This window comes from Mesorhizobium sp. M2A.F.Ca.ET.046.03.2.1, from assembly GCF_003952425.1.
Taxonomy (GTDB): domain Bacteria; phylum Pseudomonadota; class Alphaproteobacteria; order Rhizobiales; family Rhizobiaceae; genus Mesorhizobium.
Genome location: NZ_CP034449.1, coordinates 6,133,997 through 6,151,461, shown reverse-complemented (window position 1 = coordinate 6,151,461; position 17,465 = coordinate 6,133,997). Strand labels below are relative to the sequence as shown.

The 17,465-nt window shown below is 63.1% G+C and carries 20 protein-coding genes and 1 tRNA gene; 11 read left to right on the top strand and 10 right to left on the bottom strand.

Annotation, left to right across the window (positions count from 1 at the left end):
* Positions 1 to 112 precede the first annotated feature (112 nt).
* Positions 113 to 721 (top strand): hypothetical protein, encoded by a 609-nt coding sequence (locus tag EJ072_RS29255; RefSeq protein WP_126082435.1) that lies wholly within the window; start codon positions 113 to 115, stop codon positions 719 to 721.
* Here the strand turns inward: EJ072_RS29255 and EJ072_RS29250 are convergent.
* The 4 genes from EJ072_RS29250 to EJ072_RS29235 all read right to left on the bottom strand — a co-directional run bounded on the left by EJ072_RS29250 (position 718) and on the right by EJ072_RS29235 (position 3,229).
* Positions 718 to 1,218, bottom strand: coding sequence for a GNAT family N-acetyltransferase (locus EJ072_RS29250; protein ID WP_126082434.1), 501 nt, complete (start codon positions 1,216 to 1,218; stop codon positions 718 to 720). The genes EJ072_RS29255 and EJ072_RS29250 overlap by 4 nt on opposite strands.
* A gap of 23 nt (positions 1,219 to 1,241) precedes the next feature.
* Entirely contained in the window at positions 1,242 to 2,009 is a 768-nt protein-coding gene (locus EJ072_RS29245) for an alpha/beta hydrolase (protein ID WP_126082433.1), read from the bottom strand.
* A 16-nt stretch (positions 2,010 to 2,025) separates the two neighbouring features.
* Positions 2,026 to 2,520 carry a DUF192 domain-containing protein gene (locus tag EJ072_RS29240; protein ID WP_126082432.1) on the bottom strand — a complete coding sequence of 165 codons (495 nt, stop codon included), beginning with the start codon at positions 2,518 to 2,520 and terminating at the stop codon, positions 2,026 to 2,028.
* Positions 2,521 to 2,635: 115 nt separating this feature from the next.
* Positions 2,636 to 3,229: a cold-shock protein gene (locus tag EJ072_RS29235; protein WP_126064639.1), complete on the bottom strand. Its 594-nt coding sequence runs from the start codon at positions 3,227 to 3,229 to the stop codon at positions 2,636 to 2,638.
* Positions 3,230 to 3,489: 260 nt separating this feature from the next.
* Here EJ072_RS29235 and gloA point away from each other — a divergent pair, with 260 nt between their 5' ends.
* Both gloA and EJ072_RS29225 read left to right on the top strand, forming a co-directional pair.
* Positions 3,490 to 3,930 (top strand): lactoylglutathione lyase, encoded by a 441-nt coding sequence (gloA, locus tag EJ072_RS29230; RefSeq protein ID WP_126082431.1) that lies wholly within the window; start codon positions 3,490 to 3,492, stop codon positions 3,928 to 3,930.
* 123 nt (positions 3,931 to 4,053) lie between these two features.
* A complete protein-coding gene (locus EJ072_RS29225; RefSeq protein ID WP_126082430.1) occupies positions 4,054 to 4,341 on the top strand; it encodes a DUF2218 domain-containing protein in 288 nt (95 codons plus the stop codon).
* Between the two features lie 11 nt (positions 4,342 to 4,352).
* Here EJ072_RS29225 and EJ072_RS29220 read toward each other — a convergent pair whose 3' ends face one another.
* A complete protein-coding gene (locus EJ072_RS29220; RefSeq protein WP_126082429.1) occupies positions 4,353 to 4,913 on the bottom strand; it encodes a DUF1697 domain-containing protein in 561 nt (186 codons plus the stop codon).
* A complete protein-coding gene (ilvA, locus tag EJ072_RS29215) occupies positions 4,910 to 6,166 on the bottom strand; it encodes a threonine ammonia-lyase IlvA (protein WP_126082428.1) in 1,257 nt (418 codons plus the stop codon). The genes EJ072_RS29220 and ilvA overlap by 4 nt, the downstream gene beginning before the upstream one ends.
* 232 nt (positions 6,167 to 6,398) lie before the next feature.
* On the opposite strand from ilvA, the gene EJ072_RS29210 reads away from it, so the two are divergent.
* Both EJ072_RS29210 and EJ072_RS29205 read left to right on the top strand, forming a co-directional pair.
* Positions 6,399 to 7,475, top strand: coding sequence for an alpha/beta hydrolase (locus EJ072_RS29210; protein WP_126082427.1), 1,077 nt, complete (start codon positions 6,399 to 6,401; stop codon positions 7,473 to 7,475).
* A 105-nt stretch (positions 7,476 to 7,580) separates the two neighbouring features.
* Positions 7,581 to 8,741: an alpha/beta hydrolase gene (locus EJ072_RS29205; RefSeq protein WP_126082426.1), complete on the top strand. Its 1,161-nt coding sequence runs from the start codon at positions 7,581 to 7,583 to the stop codon at positions 8,739 to 8,741.
* A 6-nt stretch (positions 8,742 to 8,747) separates the two neighbouring features.
* On the opposite strand, the gene ade is transcribed toward EJ072_RS29205, so the two are convergent.
* Positions 8,748 to 10,565, bottom strand: a complete 1,818-nt coding sequence (gene ade / locus EJ072_RS29200) for an adenine deaminase (RefSeq protein WP_126082425.1) — start codon at positions 10,563 to 10,565, stop codon at positions 8,748 to 8,750.
* A 159-nt stretch (positions 10,566 to 10,724) separates the two neighbouring features.
* On the opposite strand from ade, the gene EJ072_RS29195 reads away from it, so the two are divergent.
* Positions 10,725 to 11,381 carry an outer membrane protein gene (locus EJ072_RS29195; protein WP_126082424.1) on the top strand — a complete coding sequence of 219 codons (657 nt, stop codon included), beginning with the start codon at positions 10,725 to 10,727 and terminating at the stop codon, positions 11,379 to 11,381.
* Between the two features lie 263 nt (positions 11,382 to 11,644).
* On the opposite strand, the gene EJ072_RS29190 is transcribed toward EJ072_RS29195, so the two are convergent.
* Positions 11,645 to 11,872, bottom strand: coding sequence for a hypothetical protein (locus EJ072_RS29190; protein WP_042644415.1), 228 nt, complete (start codon positions 11,870 to 11,872; stop codon positions 11,645 to 11,647).
* 189 nt (positions 11,873 to 12,061) lie between these two features.
* On the opposite strand from EJ072_RS29190, the gene EJ072_RS29185 reads away from it, so the two are divergent.
* Positions 12,062 to 12,147: transfer RNA gene (locus tag EJ072_RS29185), tRNA-Leu, on the top strand.
* A 53-nt stretch (positions 12,148 to 12,200) separates the two neighbouring features.
* On the top strand, positions 12,201 to 14,105 hold the full coding sequence (locus EJ072_RS29180; protein WP_126082423.1) for a hypothetical protein: 1,905 nt from the start codon (positions 12,201 to 12,203) through the stop codon (positions 14,103 to 14,105).
* Between the two features lie 22 nt (positions 14,106 to 14,127).
* Here the strand turns inward: EJ072_RS29180 and EJ072_RS29175 are convergent, their stop codons facing one another.
* Complete coding sequence (locus EJ072_RS29175; protein ID WP_126060542.1) at positions 14,128 to 14,706, bottom strand: NUDIX domain-containing protein; 579 nt, start codon at positions 14,704 to 14,706, stop codon at positions 14,128 to 14,130.
* A 153-nt stretch (positions 14,707 to 14,859) separates the two neighbouring features.
* On the opposite strand from EJ072_RS29175, the gene EJ072_RS29170 reads away from it, so the two are divergent.
* The 3 genes from EJ072_RS29170 to EJ072_RS29160 all read left to right on the top strand — a co-directional run bounded on the left by EJ072_RS29170 (position 14,860) and on the right by EJ072_RS29160 (position 16,766).
* The gene (locus EJ072_RS29170; RefSeq protein WP_126082422.1) at positions 14,860 to 15,963 is read left to right on the top strand and encodes an NADH:flavin oxidoreductase/NADH oxidase; all 1,104 of its coding nucleotides are present in this window, start codon (positions 14,860 to 14,862) and stop codon (positions 15,961 to 15,963) included.
* Between the two features lie 168 nt (positions 15,964 to 16,131).
* Positions 16,132 to 16,410 (top strand): DUF982 domain-containing protein, encoded by a 279-nt coding sequence (locus EJ072_RS29165; protein ID WP_126060540.1) that lies wholly within the window; start codon positions 16,132 to 16,134, stop codon positions 16,408 to 16,410.
* 116 nt (positions 16,411 to 16,526) lie between these two features.
* A complete protein-coding gene (locus tag EJ072_RS29160; protein WP_042644408.1) occupies positions 16,527 to 16,766 on the top strand; it encodes a DUF2188 domain-containing protein in 240 nt (79 codons plus the stop codon).
* A gap of 190 nt (positions 16,767 to 16,956) precedes the next feature.
* Here EJ072_RS29160 and EJ072_RS29155 read toward each other — a convergent pair whose 3' ends face one another.
* The gene (locus EJ072_RS29155; protein WP_126082421.1) at positions 16,957 to 17,232 is read right to left on the bottom strand and encodes a hypothetical protein; all 276 of its coding nucleotides are present in this window, start codon (positions 17,230 to 17,232) and stop codon (positions 16,957 to 16,959) included.
* Positions 17,233 to 17,465: the final 233 nt, after the last annotated feature.

Genomic DNA, 17,465 nt, shown 5'->3' with positions numbered 1-17,465 from the left:
CCGGCCTTGCTCATTCTCGGGCGGCACATATAAGCGAAATCATAGCACGGTTGAACTCAATTTTCCTTAGTGCTTTGTCAAATGGACCTGGTTCACGCAGATTCAAGCGACGATGGAAAACGAACCCTTGATCGACGAGGCGCTGAAAAGCGAGCTTGCGGCGCTCTATAGCGCCGAAGATCGCCACTATCACGACCTCTCCCACATCGAGGCGATGCTGGCGCTGGCTGACGAATACCGAGGCCTGCTCGATGATCCGCAGGCCGTCGAGGCCGCGATCTGGTTTCACGACGCCATCTATGACAGCCGCGCCAAGGACAATGAGGCAAAAAGCGCCCAACTGGCCGAGAAAAGGCTCGCCGGACGAGTCGATCCTGGTCGCATCGTCCGCATAGCGGCAATGATCAACGCCACCGCCAACCACCAGTTGCCGCCTTTGCGCGATGAGGACGCACTCAGCGATGCCGCTCTTCTGCTCGACATGGATCTGGCGATCCTCGGCGCCGACCCTGCTGTCTTCGACGCCTATGAGCAGGCGGTCCGGCTGGAATATGGCTGGGTGGAAGAGCCGATGTGGCGCGCTGGCCGAGCGGGCGTCCTGAAGAGCTTCCTCGCCCGGCCGCATATTTTCTACATGACCGAGTTCCGGCAGCGCTTCGAGGCCCAGGCGAGACAGAACATCGAGCGATCACTCGCGGCGCTGGAAAGCGGGACTGCCTAATCCGGAAAGGTTTCCATCCGTCGCGCATAGGCGCTGAATCCGGCGCGTCCATAGACCGATTGCGCGGCTGGATGATCATAAGTATCGGTGTGGAGCCAAAGCCGTTTCGGCCGATGCGACCACGCCGCGCGCAACGCCCGGTCGAGCAGGAACGGCCCAAGCCGCTTGCTTTGAAAAGCTGGAACCAACCCGAAGTGGACGAGCTCGATTGCCGCTTCGCCGACATTGTTGAACTCGCAGAATCCACCGGCTTCGCCATCGAAGCGCAGCACGTGGATATGTGTGGCATCGTCGGCGAGCAGCGTTTCGAGTTCCGCCCCGGGCATCCGCAGCCGCTGGTCCCATTGCACCGGTCCGCCAACCGCGCGGTAGAGATCGAGATAGCTGGAAGGATCGAGCCTTTCGCGCGCCACGATGGCGCCGGGCAAAGGTGACGTACGCGGCGCGCCCCGGGGCGGCGGGGACATCTCCATGTAGGTGACGAGAAGATCGACCATTGTCAGGCGGGGAGCGAGCGCGCTCAGAGCGGGTATTCGGCGTAGAATTCGAGCACGCGCTGCTTGAAGCTCTTGTCGCCGACGGCGAGCATATGGTCGCGTCCCTCGATGTGGAACGCCCTGGCATTGGGCATCAGGGCGGCGAGTTCGTCCGGCGAGCCGCCGATATCGTCCTGGGTGCCGACCGCGATCAGCGTCGGCTGGGCGATGCGCGCCATGTCGTCCTCGCTGAGCAGCTCGCGCGAAGTTGCGATGCACGCCGCGAGCGCGCGCCTGTCGCTGCGCGTCTGGTCTGCGAAGGCGCGGAAAGAGCGGCCGCGCGGATGCGTGTTTTGCGACGGGTCTTCCGCCAACAGCGCCGCCGCGATCGGGTCCCAGTCGCCGACGCCGTCGACCATGCCGATGCCGAGGCCACCGAACACCAGCGTCGCGACCTTCTGCGGGTCGGAAAGCGCCAGGAAGGCCGAAACCCGCGCGCCCATCGAATAACCCATGACATGGGCACGTTCGATGCCGAGGTGATCGAGCAGCGCGGCCGCATCGGAAGCCATCTTGGCCGGCGTGTAATCGGCCTCGTCGTAACTCTTTGACGACGAGCCATGGCCGCGATTGTCGAAGGCAATCGCCCGGTAGCCGGCGTCGTTCAGCGTCTTGAACCAGCCCGGCGAGACCCAATTGACATAGTGGCTGGAGGCAAAGCCATGGATCATCATAACGGGGTCGAACTGCCCCGACGCCGGCTGGCGATCGAGATAGGCGAGTTCAAAACCGTCATGCGAAAGGAATTGCATCGGCAGAAACTGCTTTTCAGTTGGATCCGGCGCCGATGGCCGGATGGCGCAAAAAATCGCCTTCCTTGATGCCGTCCCTGGCGGCGGTGCCTGCCTTCAACTCAAGCACGAAGCGCACGGGCTGTCCGGGTGAGATGATCGCCTCGGACTCGGGCTCGCCGCGCTTGATCGCCTTGATCCGGCCGTCCTCGCCGACAAACACGAGGTCGAGAGCCATCGGCGTGTTCTTCATCCAGAAATCCACCTCATCGGTTCTGTCGAAGACGAACAACATGCCGTGATCGTCGGCCATCGTCCGGCGGAACATCAGGCCCGCCTCCCGCTCCGCGGAAGTGTCGGCGATCTCGATGGAGAAGGAACGCTCGCCCGAACCGGTCGCCACCACCAGAGGCGTCCGGTCGATCGGCAGCAGCATCGCATCCGCCGAACTCGGCTTCGCGGCCATGAAACAGGCGGCGAAAACGATCGCGGCGCAGAGCGCGCCCGCAGTCAGCCAATTGCGATGAGCCATCAAGGTACCTCGTCCAGACGCTCGTCCTAAACCATGATCCGCGGAAGTGGAACCGGTTTTCGGAGAAGATAGTCGGTCCGCGGCAAAGGCGCTTTTGGACGGAGTCGAGAAGTCCTTAATGCGAGACCGACAAGGTACCCATATCGGGGTGGATTTCGGCGGCCATAAGGCCTTTGTCGCCACGTCCGAAGCGCACCAGCACGACCTGGCCGGGCCGGAGCTCGGTTATGCCGTAGCGCCGCAAGGTTTCCATGTGGACGAAGATATCTTCGGTTCCCTCGCCCCGCGTCAGGAAGCCAAAACCCTTGGTGCGGTTGAACCACTTGACCAGAGCCCGCTCGAGGCCGCTCTCCGGGCTGACGGTAACGTGGGTGCGCTGCTCCTGCTCCGCCGGATGAACGGCCGTCGAAGCATCCATGGACAGGACGCGGAAAGCCTGCAATCCGCGCTCGCCCTGTTTCACCAGGCAGACGACCCGCGCGCCCTCGAGCGCCGTCTGGAAGCCGTCCTTTCGAAGACATGTCACATGGAGGAGGATGTCACCCGAGACGCCGTCGTCCGGAAGGATGAAGCCGTAGCCCTTGGCCACGTCGAACCATTTGATAGCCCCGGCGATTTCGACAAGCTCGGCGGAGTCGCCGCCATTGTCCCGCTTCAAGGCGTCGTCAAGGCTTCCGTCCCGCCTCGTGAAAGAGGCTTTTTCCCCCATAAGAATGCCCCCTTTTTCAAATCGAACTGCAACTGATTCTTGCCGAGAGATTAACACTGCGGCTTCCGGGGTGTGCAAGGGCTGACGTGCCTTTTTTCACCGTTCAGCACCGGAAAGGCTGAAATGTTGTTTGCCGGCGCTTCCCGAAGACGACTGGCGGGCCCTAAAATCGACCTCGCCGCCGCTATTGTCGGACGATTGCCCTTTCGTCGGGTGGCCCCTATGGTGCCTCACAACCCCAACAAGCCGAGGAAGTCCCCATGCGCTATCTGCACACAATGGTTCGCGTCGCCGATATCGACCAGTCGCTCGATTTCTACTGCAACAAGCTCGGCCTGAAGGAGGTGCGCCGCTACGAAAACGAGCAGGGCCGCTACACGCTAATCTTCCTCGCCGCGCCCGAAGACGAGCAGAGCGGCATCAACGAGAAGGCGCCGCTGGTCGAGCTGACCTACAATTGGGACCCGGAGGACTACAGGGGCGGCCGCAGTTTCGGCCACCTCGCCTATGAGGTCGACGACATCTACGCCACCTGCCAGAAGCTGATGGACAGCGGCGTGACCATCAACCGTCCGCCGCGCGACGGCAACATGGCCTTCGTCCGCTCGCCGGACGGCATCTCGATCGAGCTCCTGCAGAAAGGCCCGGCCAAGGTAAAGGCCGAACCGTGGGCCTCGATGGCGAACACGGGCGTCTGGTAAAACTCGGCGAAGCGCGCCGATTTTACCGGCCGCCGCTGGCGTTTCCCCAGATGCTGCCTATCTACCGGAAATTGGCGCCAGCCCCGTCCAGGCTGGCGTTTCTTCATCCGCCAGGAGAATTTCATGCTGACCAGCCGCGCCGATGTCGCCACCGAACATGCCAGCCGCTACCTGCAGCAGCTCTGCAAGCACTGGTCGCACAAATTCCCGGTTGAGTTCGACCCACGGCATGGCGCTATCCAGCTCTCGATCGGCCGCACCGTCATGGACGCCGACGATCAGGCGCTGCACATCGCTCTGGCCGCCGACGATGAAGCTTCACTGGACCGGTTGGAGACGGTGGTCGCCGACCATATCAAGCGCTTCGCCTTCCGCGAGGAATTGAGCTTCGACTGGCAAAAGGCCGCCTGACAAATCGGCGATCAGCCGCCGGCTTTTCCGGCCATATCGAGCAACGCCAGCACGCTGCGCCAGTTTCGCGCCGTGCCAGGCACCTTCAAGGTGCGCGGAATCAGATTGGCGAACACCGATTTGCCGAGCCCGTCCGGCGCGTGAAGGTAAAGCACGTCGCCCTTGATCTCGAAGCGCTCGGGGCCGGTGCATTTGTCCGCGAGCCGCTGCGTCTCCTCAGCCGTCGGCTCGCGCTCCAGCGCATAGGCATGCAGCTTGGTCGGCTCCCCCGAGATCTCGGGATAGGGATTGTCCTTCACCAGCCGCTCGAACCAGCCGGCATCGCGCACCATGATGCGCGAATTGAAACCCCATTTCTTCTCGAAGGCCGCCTCGATCTCCTTGGTGAGCGCTGCTGCATCGCCTTTCTTCGCCCGGAACACGACATTGCCGCTCTGCACATAGGTCGCGACATCGGTGAAGCCGAGGCCCTCGAAGAAGGCTTTGAGCTCCGCCATCTTGACGATGCGGTTGCCGCCGACATTGATGCCGGAAAACAACGCGACGAAGACCGTGCCTTGTTTTTCGCTCATATGATGAAGCCCGCCAGGGTCTCGTTGTCGGTGATATCCTGATACTGCACGCCCTCGGCGTCGAAATTGGCCTTCAGCAGATAGAAATTGCGCCGGTCCTTGGTCTCGATGCCGATCAGCACCGAGCCGAAATTGCGCGCCGACTTCTTCAGATATTCGAAGCGGGCGATGTCGTCGTCTGGACCGAGCATTTCGAGGAAATCGCGCAGCGCGCCCGGCCGCTGCGGGAAGCGGATGATGAAATACTTCTTCAGCCCCTCGAAGCGCAGCGCCCGCTCCTTCACGTCGGGCAGCCGCTCGAAGTCGAAATTGCCGCCGGATACGACCGCGACGATGGTCTTGCCCCTGATCTCCTTGCGCGAAAAATCCTTGAGCGCGTCGATAGCCAGCGCGCCGGCCGGCTCCACCACGACGCCCTCGACATTGAGCATCTCGATCATCGTGGCGCAGAGCCGGTTCTCCGGAACCAGCCGGACGGCATCGGCGGCGAAGTCCTTGAGGTGGCGCAGCGGCTCGCGGCCGATCTCGGCCACCGCGGCGCCGTCGACGAAATTGTCGACCTTGGCGAGCTTCACCCGCTTGCCGCTGGCAAGGCTTTCACGCAGGCTCGGCGCGCCGGCAGGTTCGCAGAACACGAAACGCGGGTCGCGATGCTGGTCGGCGAAATAGTGGGTCACGCCGGCGGCAAGGCCGCCGCCGCCCACCGGCAGCATGACGATGTCGGGCGCGCGCGCGCCCGGCATCTGCGCCGCGATTTCGTAGGCCACGGTGGCCTGGCCCTCGATGATGTCCTTGTGGTCGAAGGGCGGCACCATATGCGCGCCGGCGCTTTCGGTGAATTCGAAGGCGGCGCGGTAGCAATCGTCGAAGAAGTCGCCGACCAGCCTGATCTCGACGAAATCGCCGCCGAACAGCCGCGTCTTGTCGATCTTCTGCTGCGGCGTCGTCACCGGCATGAACACGACGCCCTTCTTGCCGAAATGGCGGCAGACGAAGGCAAAGCCCTGCGCATGGTTGCCGGCCGAGGCGCAGACGAACAGCTCGGCATTGTTGCCGGCGGCAAGCGCCTTGCGGAAGAAATTGAAGGCGCCCCTGATCTTGTAGGAACGCACCGGCGTCAGGTCCTCGCGCTTCAACAGCACGCGGGCGCCGGTCTTCTTCGACAGATAGTCGTTCTCCTGGAGCGGCGTTTCCGGAAAGATTTCGCGGATCGCCTCGGCGGCCACGGCGACGCGGGCGGAAAAGCTGTTCACTACCAGTCCCTCATTTTCGATCTCGCCGGCACGCGCCAGCACCCCTGCCGGTGCCCGCAACCTTCCTGCCGCCCTTTTGGCTTTCGCGCAACACCACGGTGGTCCTCGCCCGGCGCTGAGCCAATTTCCACTAGACACGACTTACTTTAGCCGCACTTCGGCTGTCCGGGAGATTTCCGCGGAGGTGGACGGCCAATCGCGGCCAAAGTGGAATTGCAGCGGAAGTGTCGACGTGCGGTTGAAGACGATTTTCATCATTGCCCTTGCACTGCTGACGGCAGGCTGCGCGGGTCCCCAGACGCAGGAAATCCTGGGCAGCGTGGTCGTGCCGACCCAGGCGACCGAGATCGCGGGCAACCATTCGATCTTCATCGCCACCACGCGCAAGCGGTCCGACGATCCGAACAAGGTCTTCGACGGCGAACGCTCGGCGACGCTGAACTATGCCCGCGTCAACGTCACCGTTCCGCCGATTCACCAGGTCGGCCAGATCGAGCGCCGCTCGCGCGGCAAGTCGGACGATCCGACCAAGTATTTCATGGCCTCGGAAGTCGTCGGCTACGACACGCAGCCGAAATTCACCAGCGCCCTCAACGCCGACATCGACGCCCGCGGCGGACGTGTGATGGTCTTCGTCCACGGCTACAACACCGGCTTCGACGACGCCGTCTACCGGCTCACCCAGATCGTCCATGATTCCGGCTATCCGGGCACGCCGGTGCTGTTCTCCTGGGCATCCGGCGCCAAGACCACCGACTATGTCTATGACAAGGAAAGTGCCGCCGCCGCGCGCGACCAGCTGGAAGTGACGCTCAGGATGCTGGCGCAGACCGGTGCCCGGCGCATCGACATCGTCGCCCATTCGATGGGAACTTGGGTGACGATGGAAACGCTGCGCCAGCTCGCCATCACCGGCGATCGCGATCTGAGCGGCAAGCTGGGCGACGTGGTGCTCGCATCGCCCGATATCGATGTCGACGTCTTCAAGAGCCAGATGCGCCGTTACGGCAAGCCGGACAAGCCCTTCATCCTGCTTCTGTCGGATGACGACCGGGCGCTCAGGCTCTCCGGCCTGATCGCCGGCTCGCGGCCGCGCGTCGGCGACTATCGTGACGCCGCCGATCTTGCCTCCTATGGCGTCACGGTGGTCGACCTTTCCAATGAGAAGGGTGCCGACAGCTTCAATCATACGAAATTCGCCGACAACCCTGCGCTGGTGAAGATGATCGGACAGCGGCTGCGCGAGGACGACGGCTTTGCCAGCGACCGCGACGTGACCGACCGCATCCGCCAGCTGGCTGCGCAGTGACCCTGTCCACGTGGTTTCCGCATCACGTGACTTTGAACTGGACCCGGCCGCTCCCTGCCTTTATCGGAGTAAGGGAGAGGTTTGCCGCCCTTGGGGGGACCCCGGTTGACTGTGCATGTGAAGATCGTTGTCGGCCTTGCCTTCGCGCTCACCCTCGCCGGCTGCGCCGGCCCCACGCACGATCTGCTCAACCGCAAACCTGTCTCCGCGCCAGCCTCCGACATTGCCGCCAGGCATGAGATCTTCGTCGCCACCACCCGCCAGCAGGCGACCAAGGATCCCCGCCAGGTGTTCGACGGCGACCGTTCGCTGACCACCGGATACGCCCGCGTCCACGTCACCGTGCCCAAGATCCACCAGGTCGGCGCGATCGAGCGCGCCAAGGGCTCCGCCGACAGCAATCCGGCTAAGCAATTTACCGCCACCGAAGTCGTCCACTATGCGGATGCCTCGCAGTTCGCCAAGGCGGTCGGCTCCAATATTGCCATAGGCGGCGACCGCGCTCTGGTTTTCGTGCACGGCTTCAACAACGGCTTCGACGACGGCGTGTTCCGGCTGACGCAGATCGCGCACGACACGAAATACCCAGGGACGCCAGTGCTGTTTTCCTGGGCATCGAGCGGCAAGACCACCGGCTACATCTACGACAAGGACAGTTCGACCGCAGCGCGCGACGACCTCGAGGCGACGCTGCGGATGCTCGCCAAAACACGCGTCAAGAGCATCGACATCATCGCCCATTCGATGGGCACCTGGCTGACGATGGAAGCGCTGCGCCAGCTCGCCATCACCGGCGACCGCGATCTGAACGGCAAGCTCGGCTATGTCGTTCTGGCGTCGCCGGACATCGACGTCGACGTCTTCAAGAAGCAGATGATCCGCTACGGCAAGCCCGATAAGCCCTTCGCCATCCTGCTTTCAGGCGACGACCGAGCGCTGAAGCTGTCGAGCTTCATCTCCGGCGACAAGCCGCGCGTCGGCGACTACGGCAATGCGGCCGATCTCGCGAGTTACGGCGTGGTTGTTGCGGATCTGACCAACACCAAAGGCGGCGACCGTTTGAACCATGCCAAATTCGCCGATAACCCGATCCTGGTGCAATTGCTTGGCGACCGGCTGCGCACGCCGGCAGCCCTGCGAGCGGGCGAACCTCAGGGAGCCGGGTTGGACAATATCGGCCAAGGGCTCGGCAAAGCCGTGGGATCGGTCGCCGAAGTGGTCATCACCACGCCGTTCAAGGTGCTGACCATCGCGACGGGCGGATGACCTGCTTTAGATAAAAAGATCGACCTTCTGGAAGGTCGTCACGTCGACAAGACCGACATCCGATATCCTGAGCTCCGGGATAACCACCAGCGCCAGCAGCGAGTGCTGCATATAGGCGTTGTTAAGCGAGCAGCCGACCTTGCGCATGGCCTCTGTCAATTGCTCGGCTTTCGCCGCGACGATCTCGGCGCGTTCGTCAGACATCAGGCCGGCGATCGGCATCTCGACCAGCGCCAGTTCCTTGCCCTTGGAATAGAGCACCACGCCGCCGCCGACCTCGCCCAACCGGTTGACGGCCAAAGCCATGTCTTCCTTGTTGGTGCCGACGATGATGATGTGGTGCGCGTCATGCGCCACGCTCGACGCAATCGCGCAGTCTTCCACATAGCCAAAACCGGAGACGAAGGCATTGGTGACGCCGCCCGTGCCGCGATGGCGCTCGACCAGGGCGATCTGGCAGATGTCGTTGCGCCGATCCATGGCGACCAACCCGTCCTCGACGGGCAGGTCGGCCTCCAGCGCCCGCGTCGGCGCCTGGTTCTCGATCACGCCGATCACCCGCGCCCGCACCTCGTTGGCGCCCTGCGGCGCGGAAATGTCGAAATCCTTCGCCGCGAGCTTCTTGCCGAGCTTGACCGTGTTCTTCGCCGATTGCGGATAGTCATAGGCGGGGATGTCGATCTCGAGCTTGCCGGCCTTCGCAAGCCTGACGCCGCGGCCATAGACCTCGTCGATAGTCATCCGGGCAAGGTCCGAAACAATCAGAAGATCGGCCAGTCGCCCCGGCGCGATCGAGCCGATCTCGCGCTCCAGTCGGAAATGCTGCGCGGTGTTGAGCGTCGCCATCTGGATCGCCGTCACCGGCTTCAGGCCCTGTTGGATGGCATGCCGTACCACCCGGTCCATATGGCCTTCATGCACCAGCGTGCCGGAATGGCTGTCATCGGTGCACAGGATGAAGTTGCGCGGGTCGATGCCGCCTTCGGTCACCGCCTTGATCTGCGCCGCCACGTCGTACCAGGCCGACCCCAGCCGCAGCATCGCCTTCATGCCCTGGCGCACGCGAGCGATCGCGTCCTCGGCGCGCGTCCCTTCATGGTCGTCCTCCGCCCCGCCCGCGACATAGCCATGGAATGGCAGGCCGAGATCGGGCGATGCATAATGGCCGCCGACCGTCTTGCCGGCCTTGACCGTCTCGGCAATCTCGCCCGACATCACCGGATTGTTGGCGGCGACGCCGGGGAAATTCATCACCTCGCCAAGCCCGATGATGTTGTCCCATGTCATGGCCTCGGCCACGTCGGCCACCGTCAATTCGGCGCCGGCATGCTCCAGTCCCGGCGCCGACGGCACGCAGGACGGCATCTGCACATGCACATTGATCGGCATCGCCACCGCCTCGTCATGCATCAGCCTGACTCCCGGTAGTCCGAGCACATTGGCGATCTCGTGCGGATCGATGAACATCGAGGTGGTGCCATGCGGGATCACCGCGCGGCAGAACTCCGTCACCGTCACCATGCCGCTTTCGACATGCATATGCGCATCGCAAAGGCCGGGCACCAGATAGCGCCCGCCGGCATCGACGACCTTGGTCCCCGGCCCGATGGCATGGCTGGCATTCGGCCCACAATAGGCGAAGCGGCCGGCGGCGATCGCGATGTCCGCGCCGGGGATGATCTCGCCCGAATGGACATTCACCCAGCGCCCGTTGCGGATGACCAGATCCGCGGGCTTTCGGCCCATCGCGACATCGACCAGATGTGTCGCCACCTCCGTCCACGGCTTGGTTTTTACGGCGCTTGTCGGCTTGGCGTTCGTCATTGGCGAGTTCCTCTGCATGAGGCACTTTGGCAAATGCCGGTGCCTGGAGCCAGAGCATCAGGTCGTAAACCACTGTTGCAGAGATGCAATTCCGTTCAGCGGCGAAAGGGGCTAGTCTTTCCCAGGGAGTCTTTCGGAACCGCCATTTCGGAGTGCTCGATGCGTCGACTGACGCTCGCCAGTGCCGGCTTTCTTGCCCTGCTGTCCGGGTCTGCCTGGGCGGCGGATCTGGGCGCTGATCTGCCGATGACCGCGCCTGGCTTCGACTGGACCGGCTATTATGCCGGCATGCAGGCCGGCTACGGCTGGGGCCGGTCCGACATCACCGTCGACGGCGGTTCGGTCAAGCCCGACATCGACGGCGGTTTCGTCGGCGGCCATGTCGCGGGCCTTTGGCAGTTCGACCAGGCCGTGATCGGCGCCGAGGCCGACCTCAACTACGCCTCGATCGACGGCACCGCCGATGCCGCCCCGGCAAACACCTTCGGCACCGACGTCAAATGGTTCGGATCGGTCGATGCCAAGGCAGGCTACGCGATGGATCGCCTGCTGATCTATGGCATTGGCGGCGTCGCGTTCGCCGGCATCGAAACCTCGCAGACGGCAGGCACAAGCTTTGCCCGGACCCGTACCAGCACCGGCTGGACGCTCGGCGCCGGCGTCGACTATGCCTTGACCAACAATGTCGTCGTCGGCGCGCAATACCGCTACTACGATTTCGGCAAGGAGCATTTCGACGCTTCGGACACTTTCACCGACCGTGACCAGGACGTGAAGCTGCAGACGCTCGGCGTGAATTTCAGCTATAAATTCTGAGACTTGCCGCAGCAGCGCCAGTGCTGAGGCGCCATCCCGTATTGTCTCTTGGAAATCAGGTGGCCGGCGCCCGCAGGGGGCGGGGGAATGGGTAGGGGCCTGGTAGACGCCGGCCTCGGCGGATCGAACCGCCTTGTGGGCTAACCTAACGGCATCCCCGCAAACCGTAATTCCGCGATCGCGCCACTTCCCAATGCGCCCCTGCTCGGCAAGCGCAGGACCAATAATGGTTAAGCCTCGACGCAAGGTTGCAATCGGACCGATCAGGACCCGTCCGAAGCGATCTTTCCGGCCGGCATGGCTGCGAGGCATTCTTCCAATCGCTGGAGCCGGGCCTTCTGCCAGCGCAGCGTATGCGCGACGTCGTGCAGGTTGCATTTGGCTTTCGAATTGGCGGCTTTGATCAGATCGCGCTCGAGCCGATCGATCTCGCAGCGCAGCTGCCGCGCCTCCTCCTCCCGCAGCCCCCGGATCCAGCCTGGCCCACGCATGGTTCCACCATCAAAGCCGGCTCGATGCTGGCACAGAAAGGCTAACGAAACCGGTTTGGCGGACTTTGCATTTTACATATCGCTAATATTAAATTCGGACATCCATCGCATGCTGGCTGGCTGTGTAAGATCAGTCGGTCCGAAACATCGCTTGACGGCTCAAATCAGGCATCTGAAAAGGGCACGCCTGCGGACGTGGCGGAATTGGTAGACGCAAGGGACTTAAAATCCCTCGATCTCTGATCGTACGGGTTCGATTCCCGTCGTCCGCACCACCCTTTGCTCTTGAGCTTGGGGTGGCGGGCCACACTCTTCGCTCGAACTTCGGGTGGCGGCCCGCGAGCCGGGCAAAGGTTACGCGATCGAAAGCTTTTCCGTGCATCAAATGGTCGAGGCGCGTGGGGAAGAGCTTGGGATGTCGACGATCAAGGCGATTTTTCGCCACACCCCTGCCCCGGTCGTATTCGTCTGGCTGACGCTCAGTGCGGTTCTGAGCCTGCTCCTGTTGCTCGGCAACATGCCCAACGGCGACGTCGACGATCTCATGAAGCTGCATGAAATCAGGCATCTTCTGCACACAGGCAATCCGTTCGACAGAACGCTGACCGGTATCGCCCAGCCCGAGCCCATGATCTCGCACTGGCCCTGGATCGTCGATGCGCCCTATGCGTTGCTGGCCATCGCGCTGGCGCCTTTTGTCGGGATGGGAACTGCTTTATCCGCCGCCGCGTTCACCGTGCCGCTCCTGCTCCTCCTGGCCGCTTTAACCCTGCTTTTCCTCGTGATCAGGGAATTCGAGTTCGACCATCCAGGCGCGGTGCTGATCGTCGCCGCCTTCGCCGGGCTGCCCGCGCTTTCGGAATTCCAGCCCTGGCGCATCGACTACCACAACCTGCAGATGCTCATCCTCCTGGGGGCGGTGCTGCTGACGATCCGTGGCTCGCCGGTTGCCGCCGGATTGAACGGCGCCCTAATGGCTCTGTCCACCGCGATCAGCGCCGAAATGGCGCCGTTCCTTGCTCTTCCGGCCGGCTTCTACGCATTGGTATTCATCGCCGGAACGAAGGATGCAGGCAAGGACCTAGGGGCGTACGGTCTGGCGCTGGCGGCCGCCGGCATTGCCGCATTCTTTGTGGTCGTGGGACCCGACGCCTACAAAAGCGCCGCTTGCGACCGCTATTCGCTTTTGCACCTCACCGCGCTTGCGACTGCCGGCGCCGTGCTTGCAGGTGTCTCGCTGACCAGAGGAATTGGACGCTGGTACATACGCGCCCTGTGCCTTTTGGCCGGTGCTGGCGCGACCGCCGCGATACTTGTCTTCCTCTTCCCCCAATGCGCGGGCGGCCCGCTCGTCGGTCTCAGCGACTATGTTCGCGACAATTGGCTCTCCCGCATCGAGCAGGAACGCAGCATCTTCTTCAGCGCGGACTTTCTGGGCTCCGATCGTTTCGCACGGTTTTTCGTCGCCATTCTGGGCACGGCGGCGACATGCGTTTTGGCCATTTCCGCCTCGACAAGGAAGCGAGCCTGGTGGGTCTTGGCGGTCTTTTCGGCTGTCGGCCTCCTGTTGGGACTGCTTTATCTAAGATACCTGCGGTTTTTTCCGCTCTTCGTCGGCCCCGGGGTTGCCTTGCTCGTCCATCAGGGCATTCCAGCCAGCCTGCCGCTGAGGCGCTATTTCGCAGCCAGGTCGAGGGACGAGTTGCCGCGCGCCTGGCTTCTGGCCGCCCCGGGCGTGGCAGTCATTGCTGCTCTTCTTCTAACCTATCTGGTCTGGCCTCCCCGGGCTGCAAAGCTGCTTGGCGTCGACATCGCCAATGCCTGCGCGCAAGCCAGCAGCGGCCCGCATTTTATTTGGCCGAAAGGCGCGAGACTGTTCGCGCCTCCCGATATCGGGATCGCCGCTTTGGGGTCTCCTGAGGAACTCGACGTCGTGGCCGTCCCTTTTCACACATCGGCCAAGGGCATCGAGCGCGTCCTTAGATTTTTTGACCCGGCTACGTCCGACCCGACGCAGCTTCTCGATCAAACCAAGGCCACCCATGTCGCGGTCTGCCGTGTAGAGGAAACGGCCCTCCAGCCGGTCGAAGCCCGGTTTCCATTGGCCAGCCGGTTGGCCACGGGAAAGCCTCCGGAGTGGTTGACGGAATGCCCCTTTGCGGGGCCGCTGCGCATCTATCGATATCCAGCGTCGGGCGGCCCCGCCGGCCAGTGTCCTGCCATGGGCCAATGAGCCGTTGACGCGGTGATGCCCGTCAAGGCGCGATCGGGTTCAACTTCAAGTGCTGGATCAGGATGATCGTCTTGGCATCGACAATACGTCCATCGGCAATGGCGGCCAGCGCTTCGTCCAGTGGTATTTCCAGGACCTCGATGTCCTCGCCCTCCTCGGGCGCGCCGCCGCCGTCGGAAATACGGTCGGCCGGCGAATAGCGCGCGGTGAAGAACCAGAGCCGTTCCGTCACGCTGCCAGGGCTCATGAATGACGCGAACAGTCGCTCGATGTCCTTCAACCGGTAACCCAGTTCCTCCTCCGCTTCCTTGCGGATGGCGGTTTCGGGATCGTTTTCGTCGAGCAGCCCGGCGCAGGCCTCGATCAGCGGCTCGCGGTGACCCACGGCGTAAGCCGGGAAGCGGAATTGCCGCACCAGGAGCACGGTCGAGCGCTGCGGATCGAACGGCAGGATCACCGCGCCGTCGCCGCGATCATAGGTCTGGCGGATCTGCGTCTCCCACCGCCCGTCGCGGCGGCGGTAGTCGAGCACTGTCTTCTTCAGCACCGCCCAGTCGTCCGAAAGGACCTCTTCGGAACGGATGCGAATGCGATCTTCCATGACGATCTCCTTGATGGTGGCAAAGGGGTAGCGACGAAAGCGCCTCTACGCAATCCGGGAAACCGACTGGTCCAGCGGCAGTTTCACCGGCTCGTGTCTGGCGTGACGCGCCACGACTGCCTAGATAGCGGTATCTCTCCAGGAGCCCGCTTCATGACGTCATCGCTTTTCCAGCCGATCACCCTCGGCGACCTCACCTTCCCCAATCGCATCGCGGTCGCCCCCATGTGCCAGTATTCGGCCGAGGACGGCTCGGCCAGCGACTGGCATCTCCATCACTGGATGAACCTGGCAATGTCGGGCGCCGGCATGGTCACCGTCGAGATGACCGATGTCGAGCGGCGCGGGCGCATCACGCATGGCTGCCTCGGCCTCTATTCGGACGACAACGAGGCTGCCGCCAAGCGAACGCTCGACGCCGCCAGGCGCGTCGCCGCGCCCGGCACGAAGTTCGGCGTCCAGCTTGCCCATGCCGGCCGCAAGGCCTCCAACCGCAGACCCTGGGAAGGCGGCGGTCCGCTGCAGCCCGGCGAAGATCCCTGGCAGACCGTTTCTGCCTCCGCCATTGCCTATGACACGAGCTGGAATGTGCCGCACGCGTTGGAAGAGGACGAGATCCTGGAGCTCATCGCGCGTTTTGCGCAGTCGGCCGTGCGCGCCGAACGCGCCGGCTTCGATTTCGCCGAGCTGCACGCCGCGCACGGCTATCTGATCTTCCAATTCCTCTCGCCGCTCTCCAACCAGAGGACGGACCGTTGGGGCGGGTCGTTGGAGAACCGCATGCGCTTCGCGGTCGAAATCGCCAGGGCGGTGAGGAAGGCCGCCCCGTCCATGATGCTGGGCGCGCGCCTTTCGGTGAAGGAATGGGTCGACGGCGGTTTCGACGTCGAGGACGCGATCGAGGTGGCCAAGGCGCTGAAGGCCGAGGGCATCGCCTATATCTGCTGCTCCAGCGGCGGCAATTCGCCCCTGCAGCAGGTGCCGCCCGGCCCCGGCTACCAGGTGCATCTGGCGGAGGCCGTGCGCAAGGGCGCCGGCATTCCGACGCGCGCCGTGGGGCTGATCGACGATCCGAGCCAGGCCGAGGCGATCGTCGCCGGTGGTCGTGCCGACATGGTGGCGCTGGCCCGCGCCTTCCTCGCCGACCCGCGCTGGGGCTGGCGCGCGGCGGCTGCCTTCGGCGAGGAAATCCATCCGGCGCCCCAGCTGGCGCGTTCGGTGACGACCATGCGGCATTGGATGAAGGCCGCCGGCTAGGGCAATTCCAGGAAAAGTGCGACGCGGTTAGGCTCGGCGACTTCGCCGTAGCCTTCCGTCCGGAATTGCGTCAAAACGAAACCGGAAATCACAGGGGGGTCCTGAGACGTTTGGGCGCAGGATCCTCGCCACAACTGCAACCAATTTGGCCGCTTTACGTTGGCGGCCATGATAGACAGCAAACCTTTTGAGAAGCCGGTGGTGGTCGAGCTCGGCCATGTCGGCAAATATCGCCAGATCAGCAGCACCCGCGAGGCCGCCGAGTGCCTGATGACCGTTTGGCCGCTCAATCGCGGCGAGCGCCATCGTGACGCTCTCGACACTTGCCTCAAAGCGCTGGAAGGGTATCGTTCGCCAGCGGACGCACGTCGCGCCCTTATCGAGGCGGCCAGGGAATCGGAAGTGCTGGTTACCGAAGACAGGCTGCCAGACGGAAAGCTGCACTAAGCACTTCCAGGAAAACTGATCGGTTTTCCGTCTGGAATTGCGTAGAAACAAAGAGCGTTTCGCCGTTTCCGTGAAACGGTGAAACGTGCTAGCACGGTTCTTGACCGGAGGATTTCATGGCGAAGCTGACTTACAAGATCGTCGAGCATGATGGCGGCTGGGCCTACAAGGTCGGCTCGACGTTTTCCGAGACTTTCCGTACTCACCAGGAGGCGCTGCGCGCCGCAGAAATCGCCTCGTCCGAGCAGCAGGTCGCCGGAACCACGGACGGCATCCAGTATGAGGATGCCGAAGGAAAGTGGCACGATGAGCTTGCCGACGGCCGCGACCGGCCGCAGACCGAAGTATCGGACTAGACACTCCAGGAAAAGTGTGTGGTCAGGCTCGGCACCTTTCGGCGCAGCCTTCGTTCGGGATCGCGTAAAAAGCGCAGTATGGGGCGCCTCGCCGTTTCCGTGAAACGGTGAAACGCCCGGACTAAGAACTGAGGGGGCCTCCGCGACCACCAAAGCCCGAGGCTTCATACCGGCCGCCGGCTATGCGGCTCTATTTGCCGCAGTAATTGTCGTTGACGTTCTGTTGTGAGTTGGCGTCCGGCCCCGGCGTGATGTCCGCGCACGGTCCTATGGCTCCAGTGCTGTTGCCGGAGGTGCTCAGCCCTGAGCCCCCATTGATGCTGCCGGTCCTATAAGGGTCTACTTGCTCGCTCGCGGCGGGACGATGGTCGCGGTGCCACCACCACCAGTCATCTGATGACTGCGCCATGGCCGCGCCACCCATGGCCAGCACCAGCGCCGAAGCTGCGATAAGTCTTGTAAGCATCGGATTTCTCCATTCTGTCGATCGCAAAATATGTGGGGCCGAAGCCCCACAGCGATACGACCGAAACCCTGCGACGGGGCCTAAAGTTCCACCAGAAATTGCGGGTAGGACGGAATGTCCGACACTTTTATGTGACGTTTCGTGAACGGCCGTGGGCTGCAGCGCGGGGCGTTAGGGCGTTTCACCGTTCACGGAAACGGCGAAACGTCCTATCGCTTTGTTTTTTGACGCAA